The 15,547-nt window shown below is 57.8% G+C and carries 12 protein-coding genes; 9 read left to right on the forward strand and 3 right to left on the reverse strand.

What is annotated here, in order from left to right; genetic code table 11:
• Nucleotide 1: 1 nt before the first annotated feature.
• Nucleotides 2-943 (reverse strand): beta-aspartyl-peptidase, encoded by a 942-nt coding sequence (gene iaaA, locus V6940_RS10800; RefSeq protein WP_333495850.1) that lies wholly within the window; start codon nucleotides 941-943, stop codon nucleotides 2-4.
• Nucleotides 944-1,121: 178 nt separating this feature from the next.
• Between iaaA and moeA the strand changes: the two genes are divergently transcribed.
• The gene (moeA, locus tag V6940_RS10805) at nucleotides 1,122-2,357 is read left to right on the forward strand and encodes a molybdopterin molybdotransferase MoeA (RefSeq protein ID WP_333495851.1); all 1,236 of its coding nucleotides are present in this window, start codon (nucleotides 1,122-1,124) and stop codon (nucleotides 2,355-2,357) included.
• Nucleotides 2,357-3,118 (forward strand): molybdopterin-synthase adenylyltransferase MoeB, encoded by a 762-nt coding sequence (gene moeB / locus V6940_RS10810; RefSeq protein WP_333495852.1) that lies wholly within the window; start codon nucleotides 2,357-2,359, stop codon nucleotides 3,116-3,118. The genes moeA and moeB overlap by 1 nt, the downstream gene beginning before the upstream one ends.
• Before the next feature lie 75 nt (nucleotides 3,119-3,193).
• Here moeB and fsa read toward each other — a convergent pair whose 3' ends face one another.
• Nucleotides 3,194-3,856, reverse strand: a complete 663-nt coding sequence (gene fsa, locus V6940_RS10815; RefSeq protein ID WP_333495853.1) for a fructose-6-phosphate aldolase — start codon at nucleotides 3,854-3,856, stop codon at nucleotides 3,194-3,196.
• Nucleotides 3,857-3,989: 133 nt separating this feature from the next.
• Here fsa and V6940_RS10820 point away from each other — a divergent pair, with 133 nt between their 5' ends.
• From V6940_RS10820 to V6940_RS10835, 4 genes are all read left to right on the forward strand, one after another.
• A complete protein-coding gene (locus tag V6940_RS10820) occupies nucleotides 3,990-4,892 on the forward strand; it encodes a glycyl-radical enzyme activating protein (protein ID WP_333495854.1) in 903 nt (300 codons plus the stop codon).
• 4 nt (nucleotides 4,893-4,896) lie between these two features.
• On the forward strand, nucleotides 4,897-7,329 hold the full coding sequence (locus V6940_RS10825; protein ID WP_333495855.1) for a formate C-acetyltransferase/glycerol dehydratase family glycyl radical enzyme: 2,433 nt from the start codon (nucleotides 4,897-4,899) through the stop codon (nucleotides 7,327-7,329).
• A gap of 322 nt (nucleotides 7,330-7,651) precedes the next feature.
• Nucleotides 7,652-8,461: a Cof-type HAD-IIB family hydrolase gene (locus V6940_RS10830; protein ID WP_333495856.1), complete on the forward strand. Its 810-nt coding sequence runs from the start codon at nucleotides 7,652-7,654 to the stop codon at nucleotides 8,459-8,461.
• 211 nt (nucleotides 8,462-8,672) lie between these two features.
• Nucleotides 8,673-9,938: a DUF1479 domain-containing protein gene (locus tag V6940_RS10835; RefSeq protein ID WP_333495857.1), complete on the forward strand. Its 1,266-nt coding sequence runs from the start codon at nucleotides 8,673-8,675 to the stop codon at nucleotides 9,936-9,938.
• Here V6940_RS10835 and V6940_RS10840 read toward each other — a convergent pair.
• A complete protein-coding gene (locus V6940_RS10840; protein WP_333495858.1) occupies nucleotides 9,905-11,008 on the reverse strand; it encodes a LacI family DNA-binding transcriptional regulator in 1,104 nt (367 codons plus the stop codon). The two genes, V6940_RS10835 and V6940_RS10840, sit on opposite strands and share 34 nt — an antisense overlap.
• 300 nt (nucleotides 11,009-11,308) lie before the next feature.
• Here V6940_RS10840 and V6940_RS10845 point away from each other — a divergent pair, with 300 nt between their 5' ends.
• The 3 genes from V6940_RS10845 (at nucleotide 11,309) to V6940_RS10855 (ending at nucleotide 15,343) form a co-directional block, all read left to right on the forward strand.
• Nucleotides 11,309-12,610: an MFS transporter gene (locus V6940_RS10845; protein WP_333495859.1), complete on the forward strand. Its 1,302-nt coding sequence runs from the start codon at nucleotides 11,309-11,311 to the stop codon at nucleotides 12,608-12,610.
• A 14-nt stretch (nucleotides 12,611-12,624) separates the two neighbouring features.
• Nucleotides 12,625-14,991, forward strand: coding sequence for a glycoside hydrolase family 31 protein (locus tag V6940_RS10850; protein WP_333495860.1), 2,367 nt, complete (start codon nucleotides 12,625-12,627; stop codon nucleotides 14,989-14,991).
• 106 nt (nucleotides 14,992-15,097) lie between these two features.
• Nucleotides 15,098-15,343, forward strand: coding sequence for a hypothetical protein (locus V6940_RS10855; protein WP_333495861.1), 246 nt, complete (start codon nucleotides 15,098-15,100; stop codon nucleotides 15,341-15,343).
• Nucleotides 15,344-15,547 lie beyond the last annotated feature (204 nt).

Genomic DNA, 15,547 nt, shown 5'->3' on the forward strand with positions numbered 1-15,547 from the left:
TCTATTCCTTATAAATACCAATGGTCGGTGTGTCACCGGCGTAGGCCCAGGCGCGGTACATGCCTTCGCTGTTAAACGGCAGCACCACGTTGCCTTCGCGGTCGATGGCGATAAGGCCACCGCTGCCGCCAAGCGCGGGCAGCTTTTCCATCACCACGCGCTCGCAGGCCTCGTAAAGACTGAGGTTACCGTACTCCATCAACGCGGCGATGTCGTACGCCGCCAGCGTACGGATAAAGACTTCGCCCGTGCCAGTGCAAGAGACCGCGACGCTGGCGTTATTGGCATAGCACCCGGCCCCCACCAGCGGGCTATCGCCCACTCGGCCGGGCAGTTTGTTGGTCATCCCGCCGGTTGAGGTGGCCGCCGCCAGGTTGCCGTTAAGATCCAGTGCTACGGCACCGACCGTGCCCATCTTTTGCTGCTCATCCAGCGGCGCCGCATCGTGGTCGAGAATAAAGTCACCGTTGCTACGGGCCACCAGCAGCTGCTGGAAACGTTCGTCGGTAGAGAACAGCGAATTATTCACCAGCTCCATTCCCTGCGACTGCGCAAAGGCTTCCGCCCCCTCGCCAATCAGCATCACGTGCGGGCTGTTTTCCAGCACGCTTCTGGCCGCCAGCACCGGGTTACGCAGATGTTTTACTCCGGCAACGGCTCCCGCCTGCAGCGAGTAGCCGTCCATCACGCAGGCGTCCAGCTCATGCGTCTCAGCCGAAGTGAAGACCGCGCCAATCCCGGCGTTAAACAGCGGGCACTCTTCAAGCTGGCGTACCGCTTCGGTGACCGCATCCAGCGCACTCGCGCCCGATTCGAGCATCTTTTGCACGCTTTCGACGATGTCGGAAAGCGCCGTGACGTATTGTTGTTCTTTTTCTGCCGACAGCTGGCTACGACTAATCGCGCCAGCCCCGCCGTGTATTGCAATGACTGCCTTGCCCATTAAGCGATCCCTTACGTCATTTTCTTTATAGATATCATTATAGTGCCTCTGTTCCTATATCAATTTTGAATATAGAAATAGCGTCCCGCGTAGTGAGGTACACCACAGGTGGCATACTGTCGGTAAGGCTTTTCTGCCATAATGTGCGCATTCGAACGTTTCCCGCAGGAGTTTACCCATGGATTTTACCGCCGGACTGATGTCGCTTGATACCGCGTTGAGCCAAATGCTTGATCAGATTACCCCGCTGCACGAGCGCGAGTCGGTACCGCTGCTGAAGGCTTTTGGTCGCATTACCGCGAGCGATATCGTCTCCCCGTTGGACGTACCGGGTTTTGATAACTCGGCAATGGATGGCTACGCGGTGCGTCTGGCCGACCTCGAGGCGAAAACGCCGCTGACGGTGGCAGGTAAAGCTTTCGCCGGTCAGCCGTTCCACGGCGAATGGCCTGCCGGTACCTGTATTCGCATTATGACCGGCGCGCCGGTGCCTGCGGGCTGCGACGCGGTGGTCATGCAGGAAGAGACGGAACAAACCGATGACGGTATTCGTTTTACCGCCCACGTTAAAGCCAATCAGAATATTCGCCGTCGCGGTGAAGATATCGCCAACGGCGCGGTAGTGTTCCCTGCAGGAACCCGTTTAACCGTCGCCGAACTGCCGGTATTGGCATCACTCGGCATTGCTGAGGTGGACGTGGTGCGTAAAATCCGCGTCGCGCTGTTCTCCACCGGCGATGAGCTGCAGCTGCCGGGCCAGCCGCTGGGCGATGGACAAATCTATGACACTAACCGTCTGGCGGTACACCTGATGCTGGAACAGCTGGGCTGCGAGGTGATTAACCTCGGCATCATCCGCGATGATCCGGAACAGCTGCGCCAGACCTTTATTCAGGCCGATCAACAGGCCGACGTGGTGATAAGCTCCGGCGGCGTTTCCGTCGGTGAAGCCGACTACACCAAAACGATTCTCGATGAGCTGGGTGAAATCAGTTTCTGGAAGCTCGCCATCAAACCGGGCAAACCGTTCGCCTTTGGCAAGCTGAGCCATAGCTGGTTCTGCGGCCTGCCGGGCAACCCGGTTTCCGCGGCGTTGACTTTCTATCAGCTGGTTCAGCCGCTGCTGGCGAAGTTGAGCGCCGGTAGCGTGGCAACCCAGGCACCACGTCTGCGCGTACGCACTACCGACCGCCTGAAAAAATCACCGGGTCGCCTCGACTTTCAGCGCGGCCTGCTGACCCGCAATGAAAACGGTGAGCTGACCGTATCCACCACCGGTCACCAGGGTTCCCACATCTTCAGTTCATTCAGCCAGGGCAACTGCTTTATCGTGCTGGAGCGCGAGCGCGGTCACGTTGAGCCGGGCGAATGGGTAGAGGTGGAGCCGTTTAACCATCTGCTGGGAGGCCTGTAATGGCAGCGGAGCTTAGCGATGCGGAGATGATGCGCTATAACCGGCAAATCATCCTGCGCGACTTCGATTTTGACGGTCAGGAGCGGCTGAAAGAGGCCCGCGTGCTGGTCGTCGGCCTCGGCGGGCTAGGCTGCGCAGCCACGCAGTATCTGGCAGCCGCAGGAGTGGGCGAGCTGACGCTGCTCGACTTCGATACCGTTTCGCTCTCCAACCTACAGCGCCAGACGCTGCACAGTGATGCCACCATCGGTCAGCCAAAAGTGGATTCTGCGCGCGAGGCGCTGGCGCGCATTAACCCGCACGTTAGGCTGAATACGCTAAATGCGATGCTGGAAGAAACGGCGCTATGGGCGCAGATTGCCGAACACGATCTGGTGCTCGACTGTACCGACAACGTGACCATTCGCAATCAGCTCAACGCGGGCTGTTTCCAGCACAAAATCCCGCTGGTGTCCGGGGCGGCAATTCGGATGGAAGGCCAGATTAGCGTCTTTACCTATCAGGACGGCGAGCCGTGCTACCGCTGCCTGAGCCGTCTGTTCGGTGAGAACGCGTTAACTTGCGTAGAAGCCGGTGTGATGTCGCCGCTGGTTGGTGTGATTGGCGCAATGCAGGCGATGGAAGCGATTAAGGTGCTGACCCATTACGGGGTGCCAGCGGCGGGGAAAATCGTGATGTACGATGCCATGCGTTGTCAGTTCAGAGAGATGAAGTTGATGCGTAGCCCGACGTGTGAAGTGTGCGGGTCGGCTTCAGCGTAACCCCTCACCCTAACCCTCTCCCCAATGGGGAGAGGGTACCGATCGTCACCCAACCCATCATCCGATATTTTTCTTTTACAGCGACGTACGTCCAAACGCCGTCTGCCAGTCCTGCTCAAACTTCGCCACCGCCGCATCAACCGCCGGGTAGCTAATCAGCTGCTGCGCCACATCGAGTGGCAGCGTGATCGACTGGCAGCCCGCCAGCAGGCAATCCAGCGCCTGGCGCGGTGTTTTAAAGCTTGCGGCCAGTACTTTTGACTGAGGCGCATGCAGGGTCAGCAGGTCCTGTAATTCACACACCGTCTGAATACCGTTGCCCCCCTGGGCATCCACGCGGTTGACATAGGGTGCCACGTAATCAGCCCCCGCCAGCGCCGACAGCAACCCCTGCGCCGCGCCGTAAACCGCGGTACCGAGCGTTGGGATACCTTCCGCTTTCAGCAGCTTAATCGCCGCCAGACCTTCCGCCGTCACCGGCACTTTCACGACCAGATCGGGAATAATCGCCCGCAGCTTATGTGCGTCCGCCACCATGCCATCCGCCGTGGTCGCCATCACCTGGGCAAATAGTCGGCCTTTTCCGCCCATCGCATCCAGCAATTCCGGCAGCAGTGCGTCCAGCGGCTTCTTACCCGCCGCCACGATACTTGGGTTAGTGGTCACGCCAGCCAGCGGGAAAACGCGCGCCAGTTTCTTCACTGCTGCGACGTCGGAGGTGTCGAGATAGAGTTCCATGATGTGTCCTTAAACCGTGATATTGAGCATGAAATAACACTACCACAGCGAAACCTCTTCTTAAGTTGACTCACGTCAAAATAACTTTCATTCGAAAGTATTTTAATCTTTATACGAAAGATGAGGGCAGCATATGATTTTCAACATTCAGCGCTATTCCACCCACGATGGTCCAGGCATTCGCACCGTCGTCTTCCTTAAAGGATGCTCACTCGGTTGCCGTTGGTGCCAGAACCCCGAGAGCCGCTCCCGCGAGCAGGATTTGCTGTTCGACCCGCGCCTGTGCCTGGACGGCTGCGACCTGTGCCAGAAAGCGGTGCCGTCGGTGATTGAACGTGCGTTGAACGGGCTGGTTATCCATCGGGAAAAGCTGGATGAAAGCCATCTTGCCACACTGACCACCTGCTGCCCAACCCAGGCGCTAACCGTCTGCGGGGAAGCAAAAAGCGCTGAAGAGATTATGGCAACCGTGCTGCGCGACAAACCGTTTTATGACCGCAGCGGCGGCGGCATGACCCTCTCCGGTGGCGAGCCGTTTATGAACCCGGAACTGGCGCTTGCGCTGCTAAAAAGCGCGCACGACCAGGGTATTCATACCGCCGTTGAAACCTGTCTGCACGTACCGTGGCGCTACCTTGAACCCGCGCTGCCCTATATCGACCTGTTCCTGGCCGACCTCAAGCATGTCGATGAAGCACGTTTCAAGCAGTGGACCGACGGCTCGGCGAAGCGCGTACTGGATAACCTGAAGCGGCTGTCAGCCGCCGGTAAACAGGTCACGCTGCGCGTGCCGCTGATTCAGGGCTTTAACGCTGACGAAACCTCGATTAAAGCCATTACCGATTTTGCCGCCGACGAAATGCCCGGCGTGCACGAGATTCATTTTTTGCCTTACCACACGCTCGGCATCAATAAATATGCCCTGCTCGGCCTTCCCTACTTTGCACCCGATAAGCCGCTGAATGACCCTGAGCTGCTGGATTTTGCTCAACAGTATGCCGGTGAAAAAGGGTTAACAGCGACACTACGAGGATAAAACGATGACCACTCTGAAACTCGATAAACTGACCGACCGCATTCAGGCCCATAAAAATGCGCTGGTGCATATCGTGAAGCCACCGGTGTGTACCGAACGTGCGCGTCACTATACCGAAGCCTATCAGCAGCATCTCGACAAACCTATCCCGGTACGCCGTGCGCTGGCGCTGGCCCATCACCTCGCCGAACGCACTATCTGGATCAAGCACGACGAGCTGATCATCGGCAACCAGGCAAGCGAAGTACGCGCCGCGCCTATCTTCCCGGAATATACCGTCAGCTGGATTGAAAAAGAGATCGACGACCTGGCCGATCGCCCAGGCGCTGGCTTTGCGGTGAGCGAAGAAAACAAACGCGTGTTGCACGAGGTATGCCCATGGTGGCGCGGCCAGACCGTACAGGACCGCTGCTACGGCATGTTTACCGACGAGCAAAAAGCGCTGCTGGCAACCGGTATCATCAAAGCCGAAGGTAACATGACCTCCGGCGATGCCCACCTGGCGGTGAACTTCCCACTGCTGCTGGAACAAGGCCTCGACGGTATGCGCGCTAAGGTGGCCGAGCGTCGCACCCGCATTAACCTGACCGTGCTGGAAGACCTGCACGGCGACCAGTTCCTGAAAGCCATTGATATCGTGCTGGACGCGGTGAGCCTGCACATTGAACGTTTTGCTGACCTGGCGCGCAAAATGGCCGCCGAAGAGATTCGCGAGAGTCGTCGCGACGAACTGCTGGCGATGGCGGAAAACTGCGATGTGATTGCCCACGAGCCGCCAAAAACCTTCTGGCAGGCGCTGCAGCTGTGCTACTTCATCCAACTGATTCTGCAAATTGAGTCCAACGGCCACTCGGTGTCGTTTGCCCGCATGGACCAGTATCTCTACCCGTACTACCGTCGCGATGTTGAACTGGAACAGACGCTGGACCGCGAACACGCCATCGAGCTGCTGCACAGCTGCTGGCTGAAGCTGCTGGAAGTGAACAAGATTCGTTCCGGCTCCCACTCCAAGGCTTCTGCCGGTAGCCCGCTGTATCAGAACGTCACCATCGGCGGTCAGAAACTGGTGAACGGTGAAGCGCTGGACGCAGTGAACCCGCTCTCTTACGCAATTCTAGAATCCTGCGGCCGTCTGCGCTCTACTCAACCTAACCTGAGCGTCCGCTACCACGCGGGTATGAGCAACGACTTCCTCGACGCCTGCGTGCAGGTGATTCGCTGCGGCTTCGGCATGCCAGCGTTCAACAACGATGAAATCGTTATCCCAGAATTTATTAAGCTCGGCGTTGAGCCGGAAGACGCCTACGACTATGCTGCCATCGGCTGTATCGAAACTGCCGTCGGCGGCAAGTGGGGTTACCGCTGCACCGGTATGAGCTTTATCAACTTTGCCCGCGTGATGCTGGCGGCGATGGAAGGCGGCCGTGATGCCACCAGCGGCAAGGTGTTCCTGCCGCAGGAGCACGCGCTGTCTCAGGGCAACTTCGCCAACTTCGATCAGATGCTGGCCGACTGGGATACTCAGATTCGCTATTACACCCGTAAATCGATTGAGATCGAGTACGTGGTCGACACTATGCTGGAAGAGAACGTGCACGATATTCTGTGCTCGGCGCTGGTTGACGACTGCATCGAGCGGGCGAAAAGTATCAAACAGGGTGGCGCGAAGTATGACTGGGTTTCCGGCCTGCAGGTGGGTATCGCCAACCTCGGCAACAGCCTGGCGGCGGTGAAAAAGCTGGTCTTCGATCAGGGGCTGATTGGTCAGCAAGAGCTGGCAAAAGCGCTGGCAGAAGACTATGAAGGCCTGACTCACGAACAGCTGCGCCAGCGGTTGATCAACGGCGCGCCGAAGTACGGCAACGATGATGACAGCGTCGACACCCTGCTGGCTCGCGCCTATCAGACCTATATCGACGAGCTGAAGCAGTATCACAACCCGCGCTACGGTCGTGGCCCGATTGGTGGCAACTACTACGCCGGGACGTCGTCTATCTCTGCCAACGTGCCGTTTGGCGCGCAGACGATGGCTACGCCGGACGGTCGTAAGGCCAAAACCCCGCTTGCCGAAGGGGCCAGCCCGGCAAGCGGCACCGACCATCTTGGGCCAACGGCGGTGATTAGCTCGGTCGGGAAGCTGCCAACCTCGGCGATTCTTGGCGGCGTGCTGTTGAACCAGAAGCTGAACCCGGCAACCCTTGAGAACGAAAGCGACAAGCAGAAGCTGATGGCGCTGCTGCGCACCTTCTTCGAGGTGCATAAAGGCTGGCATATTCAGTACAACATCGTGTCGCGTGAAACGCTGCTGGAAGCGAAGAAACATCCGGATCAATATCGTGACCTGGTGGTGCGTGTGGCGGGGTATTCGGCGTTCTTTACCGCGCTGTCGCCGGATGCGCAGGACGATATTATTGCGCGTACGGAACATACGCTGTAGGTCGGTGCTTTCCCCCTCACCCTAACCCTCTCCCCCCAGGGGAGAGGGAATCGATCGGTGCCGTTGGTGAATTTCCCCTCTCCCCTCCTGGGAGAAGGAACCGGTCGGTGCCGTTGGTGAATTCCCCCTCTCCCCTCCTGGGTGAAGGAACCGGTCGGTGCCGTTGGTGAATTCCCCCTCTCCCTTCCAGGGAGAGGGCCGGGGTGATGGTCCAGCGCGCACAACTCCCCCGTCACTTCTCTTTCGAATGAAATAAATTTGTGCTTTAGCTCACATTGTAATTAAATTGTTTCTGGCCGAAGTTACTCCAGGAGCATCCCGCATGACCGTTAAAGTTATCGTCACTGATATGGACGGAACTTTTCTTAATGACGCCAAGACCTACGACCGTTCGCGGTTTCTGGCGCAGTTTGAACAGCTTCAACAGCGTGGCATTGAATTCGTCGTTGCCAGCGGCAACCAGTACTACCAGCTGATTACCTTCTTCCCTGAAATCCGGGATCGCATCTCTTTTGTCGCTGAAAACGGCGCGCTGGTGTACGAACACGGGCAGCAGCTTTTCCACGGTGAATTGACGAAGCATGAGTATCAGGTGGTGATTGGTGAACTTCTGAAAGACCCGCAGATGTATTTCGTCGCCTGCGGTCTGGAAAGCGCCTATATCAGCGAAAGCGCGCCAGATGCGCTGGTCGAACTGATGTCTAAACATTACTACCGCTTAAAGCGCGTAGCGAACTTCCACGATGTCGACGACAAGATGTTCAAATTCTCGCTGAACCTGCCGGATAGCGACATTCCCGATCTGATTGATAAGCTGCACGTCTCTCTCGATGGTATTATGAAGCCCGTCACCAGCGGTTTCGGCTTTGTCGATCTCATCATCCCTGGCCTGCACAAAGCCAACGGCATCAGTCGTCTGCTGAAACGCTGGCAGCTTTCGCCGCAGCAGTGCGTGGCCATTGGCGACAGCGGCAACGACGCCGAAATGCTCAAGCTGGTGAAATATGCCTTCGCAATGGGCAATGCGGGCGAGAACATTAAAGCTATCGCCGACTACCAGACCGACGATAACAACCATGACGGCGCGCTGAATGTGATTCAGGCCGTGCTGGACGGTACCGCACCTTTCTAATTCTCTCCCTATGTAGGCCTGATAAGCGCAGCGCCATCAGGCACCTCCGGGCACATTGCCGGATGGCGGCGTTGTCTTATCCGGCCTACGTATTCATCTTTCTTTACCTTCGTGATCGAACGCAAAAATTTAAACTTGCATTAACTTTATTTTAACTTAAAGTATCACTTGTAATGCATTTTACTTTCGAACGAAAGATTGCGAGGTTGGTATGACAATATCCTTTACCCACGAAACGCTGCCCGCCGACCCGAAAGCGGCGATTCGCCAGATGAAGCAGGCGCTGCGCGCACAGATTGGTGATGTGCAGGCGGTGTTCGACCGTCTGAGCGCCACCATTGAAGCCCGCGTGGCGGAAATTAACGCGCTGAAGGCTGAGGGTCAGCCGGTATGGCCGGAGATCCCTTATGCCGAACTCGCGGCTGGGAAGATAACGGAAGCTACCCGCGCTGAAGTGAAGCGTCGCGGCTGTGCGGTGATCAAAGGTCATTTCCCTCGTGAGCAGGCATTGGCCTGGGATCGTTCGATGCTCGACTATCTTGACCTCAACCACTTTGACGATGTCTACAAAGGTCCAGGCGATACCTTCTTCGGTTCGCTGGATGCTTCACGCCCGGAGATTTACCCTATCTACTGGTCACAGGCGCAGATGCAGGCCCGCCAGAGCCCGGAAATGGCGCAAGCGCAGTCATTCTTAAACCGCCTGTGGCAGGTGGAAAGCGACGGTAAGCAGTGGTTTAACCCGGATATCAGCGTTATCTACCCGGACCGCATTCGCCGCCGCCCACCGGGTACCACGTCTAAAGGTCTGGGCGCGCATACCGACTCCGGCGCGCTGGAGCGTTGGCTGCTGCCAGCCTACCAGCAGGTATTTGCCAGCGTGTTTAACGGCAATATTGAACAGTACGACCCATGGAACGCCGCGCACCGCACCGATGTGGAAGAGTACACCGTCGACAACACCACCAAATGCTCGGTATTCCGCACCTTCCAGGGCTGGACGGCGCTCTCCGATATGATTCCCGATCAGGGATTGCTGCACGTGGTGCCGATTCCAGAAGCAATGGCCTACGTACTGCTGCGTCCGCTGCTTGATGACGTGCCGGACGACGAGCTCTGCGGCGTCGCGCCGGGGAAAGTGCTGCCGATTTCCGAGAAGTGGCACCCGCTGTTGATCAGCGCGCTGACCGCCATTCCTGCCATTGAGGCCGGGGATTCCGTATGGTGGCACTGTGACGTGATTCACTCGGTGGCACCGGTTGAAAACCAGCAAGGCTGGGGCAACGTGATGTATATCCCGGCGGCCCCCATGTGTGCAAAAAACCTCGCCTACGCCCATAAGGTGAAGGCTGCACTGGAGCGCGGCGCATCGCCGGGTGACTTTCCGCGCGAAGATTACGAAGCCGACTGGCAAGGGCGTTTCACCCTCGCCGACCTTAACATTCACGGCAAGCGAGCGCTCGGTATCGACGGCTGATTGTCGTACAGCCCTTCCCGCTCTACGGCGGTGTGCCCTTTTCCGGGGCGCACCCGCCTGACCGACTCCCGCACCGCCAGCCGCCCGTGCAGCAGCAGTGAACCCACCGGTGCATCCGGGCGAATTAAGCGTTGTTGCAGCATCTGTACCGCCTCAACGCCCAGTTCATCACGCGGGACGTGAACCGCCGTCAGCGGTACATCTTCAATCGCCGCCAGATTAAAACCGTCGATGCTCATTACCGAAACATCCTGCGGTACGCGCAGCCCGCGCTGACGCAGCGCGTTGATGGTACCCGCCGCCATAAAATCACCGCCGACCAGGAACGCCGTTGGCATCGGGCGGCTGCCCAGCGCGTCGAGCCACGCTCCCACCTTCTCTTCCGCCCCTTTGGCGCTAAAGCTGCCGATATTGAGTAAGTCACGCTCATGCTGAAAAACGAGGTTGTGCTGCCGCCACGACTCTTTAATGCCCGCCAGCCGCTGCTCCATGGTGTAGCGGCGCAGGCACATCACGTTCATCACCTCGCGGTGGCCCATTTCAAACAGATAACGGGCGGCAAACGCGCCGATCGTGCGGTGATCGGGTGCAATAGCGGGTAATCGCATACGATCGTCACGGCAGTTGATCAGCACGCAGGGCTTGCCGAGATCGGCCGCCAGATCGTGAATATGCGGATCGTCGATGCCCAATAGAATGGCCGCCTGCGTCTCCGATTCATTCATGCGCGACAAAAACAGCGTCGGGTCACCGTCATTCTCTTCCAGCGGGCAATAGCGCAGGCGCACCTCGTGTGGCGCCAGCGCCTTGCTGATGCTCTGAATCACGCGGTAGTAGAAGATATCCGAACGTTCATCAAACGCCCGCGGCGGCGCAAAGACGATCAGGTTGTTCAGCAGCATGCGGCCTGCCGCCATACCGTCCATCACCCCCAGCTCACGGGCGCAGGCCAGTACCTTTTCCCGGGCACGGTCGCTGGTGTTGGCCTTCCCTGCCAATACCCGCGACACGGTGCTGGCGGAGAGCCCGGTTCGCGCGGCAATTTCCGCGATTTTTAGCTTCTTTTCCATTATGTGATCCGCCTCTAATTCAGAAATGAAAGAATTTTCATGACATAAAAACCGCACGCTGACGGAATTTGAATGCTTGTACGTAATCTATATCAGCCAGTTATGAAAAAACGTGCACAAAACCCGCTTTCCCCCGCTTTTATTGTCTCCTACTGTGAATTGGTAGAACAACTTCCATACAAGAACGGTGGAAGTGAACAAAAACAAAAACGATAACAATCAAAACCTTAATAAAAGTGGTGTGACAACTCCCCCACGCAGTTGGCGCACCGTCCCCTACATCATCCTGTGGAGAACCCTATGAGCCAGGGTATCAATAATGATATGGCCGTCAGCAAAACGCGCCGCGTAGTGAAAAACCTGCGCTGGTGGATGCTGGTCCTCTTTTTACTTGGCGTGACCGTCAACTACATCACTCGCAACTCGTTGGGTATTCTGGCCCCGGAGCTGAAAACCAGCCTTGGGATCACCACCGAGCAGTATTCGTGGATTGTTGGGGCGTTCCAGATTGCCTACACCCTGTTCCAGCCGCTGTGCGGCTGGCTGATTGACGTGATTGGCCTCAAGCTGGGCTTTATGATTTGCGCCAGCCTGTGGGCACTGGCCTGCCTGCTGCATGCCGGGGCCGGTAACTGGGTGCATCTGGCGCTGTTGCGCTTCTTTATGGGCGGCGCGGAAGCGGCGGCAACCCCGGCAAACGCCAAGACGATTGGCGAGTGGTTCCCGAAATCCGAGCGCCCGGTGGCAGCAGGATGGGCAGGCGTAGGCTTTTCTATCGGCGCAATGCTGGCGCCACCGATTATCTACTTTGCCCACGCCTCCTTCGGCTGGCAGGGCGCATTTATGTTTACCGGCGTGCTGGCAGCGGCGTGGGTGGTGCTGTGGTGGGCGTTCTACCATAACCCGGACAAACACCCGAACCTGGGCAAGGCCGAGCTGGACTATATCCGCCAGGATAACGAAGCGCCGCCCGTCAAGCTGCCGTTCCTCACCGCGCTGAAAACCGTTGGCAAAAACAAACGCTTCTACGGCATCGCCATTCCGGCATTTATGGCAGAACCGGCCTGGGCCGTATTCAGCTTCTGGATGCCGCTCTACTTCGCCAAGCAGTACAACATGGATCTCAAGCAGATCGCCCTGTTCGCCTGGCTGCCTTTCCTTGCCGCCGATCTCGGTAGCGTCGCCAGCGGTTACTTAACCCGCCTGTATGTCCGTCTGTTTGGCTGCTCACGCGTCAACTCCACCGTGGCAAGCTCCGTCACCGGTGCCTTCTTAATGGTGTCACTCGCCGTAGTCGCACTGACCAAAGATCCTATCGTCGCCGTGGTGCTGATGTCGATTGGCGGCTTCGGCCACCAGATCATCTCCTGCATGCTGAGCGCGCTGGTGGTGGAGTCGTTCGATAAGGGCCAGATGGCAACCGTGAACGGCATGCGTGGATCCGCCGCGTGGATCGCGAGCTTCATCTTTTCCCTGATTATCGGGGTGACCGCCGACAAAATCGGCTTCAACCCGCTGTTTATCGCCATGGGCTTCTTCGACCTGATTGGCGCCATCTTCCTGGTTTCCTTTATTGCTGAACGTCGCGCAAAACGCGCCTGAGAGTGGATGTAGATATGAAAACGCTGAAAAACTGGACCCTGCAAAAACAGTCACCCCATCACGTCGAGCTGCTGGTTGATGGCCAGCACACGCTGTGTCTGTACGTGCTGGAGGAGAATCTGTTCCGCGTGCTGTTAAAACGCAAAGGCGAGCTGGCGCTGGATCGCACCTGGAGCATCGCGCCCGCGCAGGATGTGCCGTGGGAAGGACGCAGTCGTGAGGATCTCAGCGGTTTTACCCTGCCGGACTGGACGCTGAGCCAGCAGGATGACGCCGTGACGGTGGCGACTGAATCGCTACGCGCTACCGTCCACCAGCCGCTGTGGATCGAATGGCATTACCGTAACGCTGAGGGCGAGTGGCAGCCGCTGGTCAACGACCGCCCGACCAGCGCCTATCTGGTCAACGCTCACGGCGACGGCGTGGCACACTATCAAAGCCGCCGCAAGGACGAGCGTTTTTATGGCCTCGGTGATAAAGCGGGCGACCTTCAGCGCACCGGCAAACGCTATGAGATGCGCAACCTCGATGCGATGGGTTATAACGCGGTCAGCACCGACCCGCTGTACAAACACATTCCATTTACCATCACCCGTCGCGATGACGTGAGCTTCGGGCTGTTTTACGACAACCTCAGCAGCTGCTGGCTGGATCTTGGCAACGAGATCGACAACTACCACACCGCCTACCGCCGCTGGCAGGCCGAGGCCGGGGATATCGACTACTACCTGTTCACCGGTGAACGCGTGCTCGACGTGACCAAAGCCTTCGTCCGCTTAACCGGTAAAACGCTGTTCGGGCCAAAATGGAGCCTCGGCTACAGCGGTTCCACCATGCACTACACCGATGCGCCAGACGCGCAAAATCAGCTGATGAACTTTATTCGGCTGTGCGACGAACATGCGATTCCGTGCGACTCGTTCCAGCTCTCTTCCGGCTATACCTCGATTAACGGCAAGCGCTACGTGTTCAACTGGAACTACGACAAGGTGCCGCAGCCGAAAGTGATGAGTCAGGCGTTCCACGATGCCGGATTGCATCTGGCGGCGAACATTAAGCCGTGCCTGTTACAGGATCATCCGCGTTACGGCGAAGTGGCAGAACAGGCGCTGTTTATTCGCGATTCCGAAAGCGACGGCCCGGAACGTTCCAGCTTCTGGGACGACGAAGGTTCACATCTCGACTTCACCAACCCGCAGACCGTGGCCTGGTGGCAGAACGGCGTTACCGACCAGTTGCTGGAGATGGGCATCGACTCCACCTGGAACGATAACAACGAGTTTGAAGTCTGGGATGGCGAAGCGCGCTGCCACGGCTTCGGCAAAGAGATTGCCATCAAGCATATTCGCCCGGTGATGCCGCTGCTGATGATTCGCGCCTCGATGGAAGCCCAGCAGCGCTTTGCGCCGAACAAGCGCCCGTACCTGATTTCCCGCTCCGGCTGCGCCGGTATGCAGCGTTACGTGCAGACCTGGAGCGGCGATAACCGCACCAACTGGGATACCCTGCGCTACAACACCCGCATGGGGCTGGGCATGAGCCTTTCCGGCCTCTACAACCTCGGGCATGATGTCGGTGGCTTCTCCGGCGATAAACCGGACCCGGAACTGTTTGTGCGCTGGGTACAAAATGGCGTGATGCACCCACGCTTTACCATCCACTCCTGGAACGATGACCATACCGTCAACGAACCGTGGATGTACCCGGCCATCACGCCAGCCATTCGCAGCGCCATTGAACTGCGCTACCGTCTGCTGCCCTACTTCTACACCCTGCTGTGGCAAGCACACGCCGACGATGAGCCGATGCTACGTCCAACCTTCCTCGACCACGAGCACGATGAACAGACGTTTGCAGAGTGCGACGATTTCCTGCTCGGCCGCGATATTCTGGTTGCCAGCGTCGTCGATGCGGGCGAGCGCAAGCGCCGCGTCTGGCTGCCGGATAACGAGACCGGCTGGTACGATTTTTACACCAGCGAGTGGTTCAGCGGCGGTCAGTGGATTACGGTCGATGCACCGCTGGAGAAACTGCCGTTGCTGGTTCGCGCCGGGGCCGGTATTCCCATGAGCGAACGCATTACCTTTGTTAACGCCGCCGAAGATACGCAGCGCGAGCTGAAGCTGTATCCGGTGAAAGGCGTGGGCAGTTCGTCCGGTCTGCTGTTTGAGGATGACGGCGAGTCGTGGGGATACCAGCAGGGCAACGCGCTGTGGCTGGAATGGGAGATGGTCTGCACCGGCAGTACCATTGACCTGAAGGTCAACGCGCGCGGCGATTATCGTCCGGCGTGGAAAGCGCTGAAGGTGACGCTGCCTGACGGGGAAAAACGTCAGCTACTGATTAACGGAGCCGCCGCTGCGGAGTGGATAAACCGCTGATTGTTTTCCATTGGTAACAAAGCACGCCATGAGTGTAACCGCTCATGGCGTTTTTTTTGTGCTCGCTATACCTTCAGAAAGCCTCTCAATTTGCGGACCCAAAAGTATGAAAATAGTCACCACGATGGCAATCGCATTACTGCTCAGCTCAACCAGTGCATTAGCCTTCCAGGAGCGCCCCTTGCAGGAAACCGCTGCGCAAAATCCTCAAACGAAAACCACGGCGCTGAGCCGCTTCTCTGACGATGACAACGATGGTTCCATCGCGCAGGCGTACGGCCCGGCGGCGTTTAGCGGCCCCTCTGACGCCAGCAATGGTTTTCCTCTACCGGTAATACATCACCACCGATAATCGTTCAACGCCGGGCAGCCATTTACCCTGCCCGGCGTATTTCAAGCGACCTGCCTAAACGGGGTGTCTCTCACGCCGCCGCAATCAAAAAACCAATCAGCACACCGTACAAAACGACATTGACCACCAGCAGCATAATGATCATCAGCATCGGCTCCGTTCAAGGGTTGAGCGGTAAGGTTAACTTTTGACAATGGTCAGACG

The sequence above is a fragment of the Kluyvera sp. CHPC 1.251 genome (assembly GCF_036759945.1).
In the GTDB taxonomy this organism is placed as follows: domain Bacteria; phylum Pseudomonadota; class Gammaproteobacteria; order Enterobacterales; family Enterobacteriaceae; genus Kluyvera; species Kluyvera sichuanensis.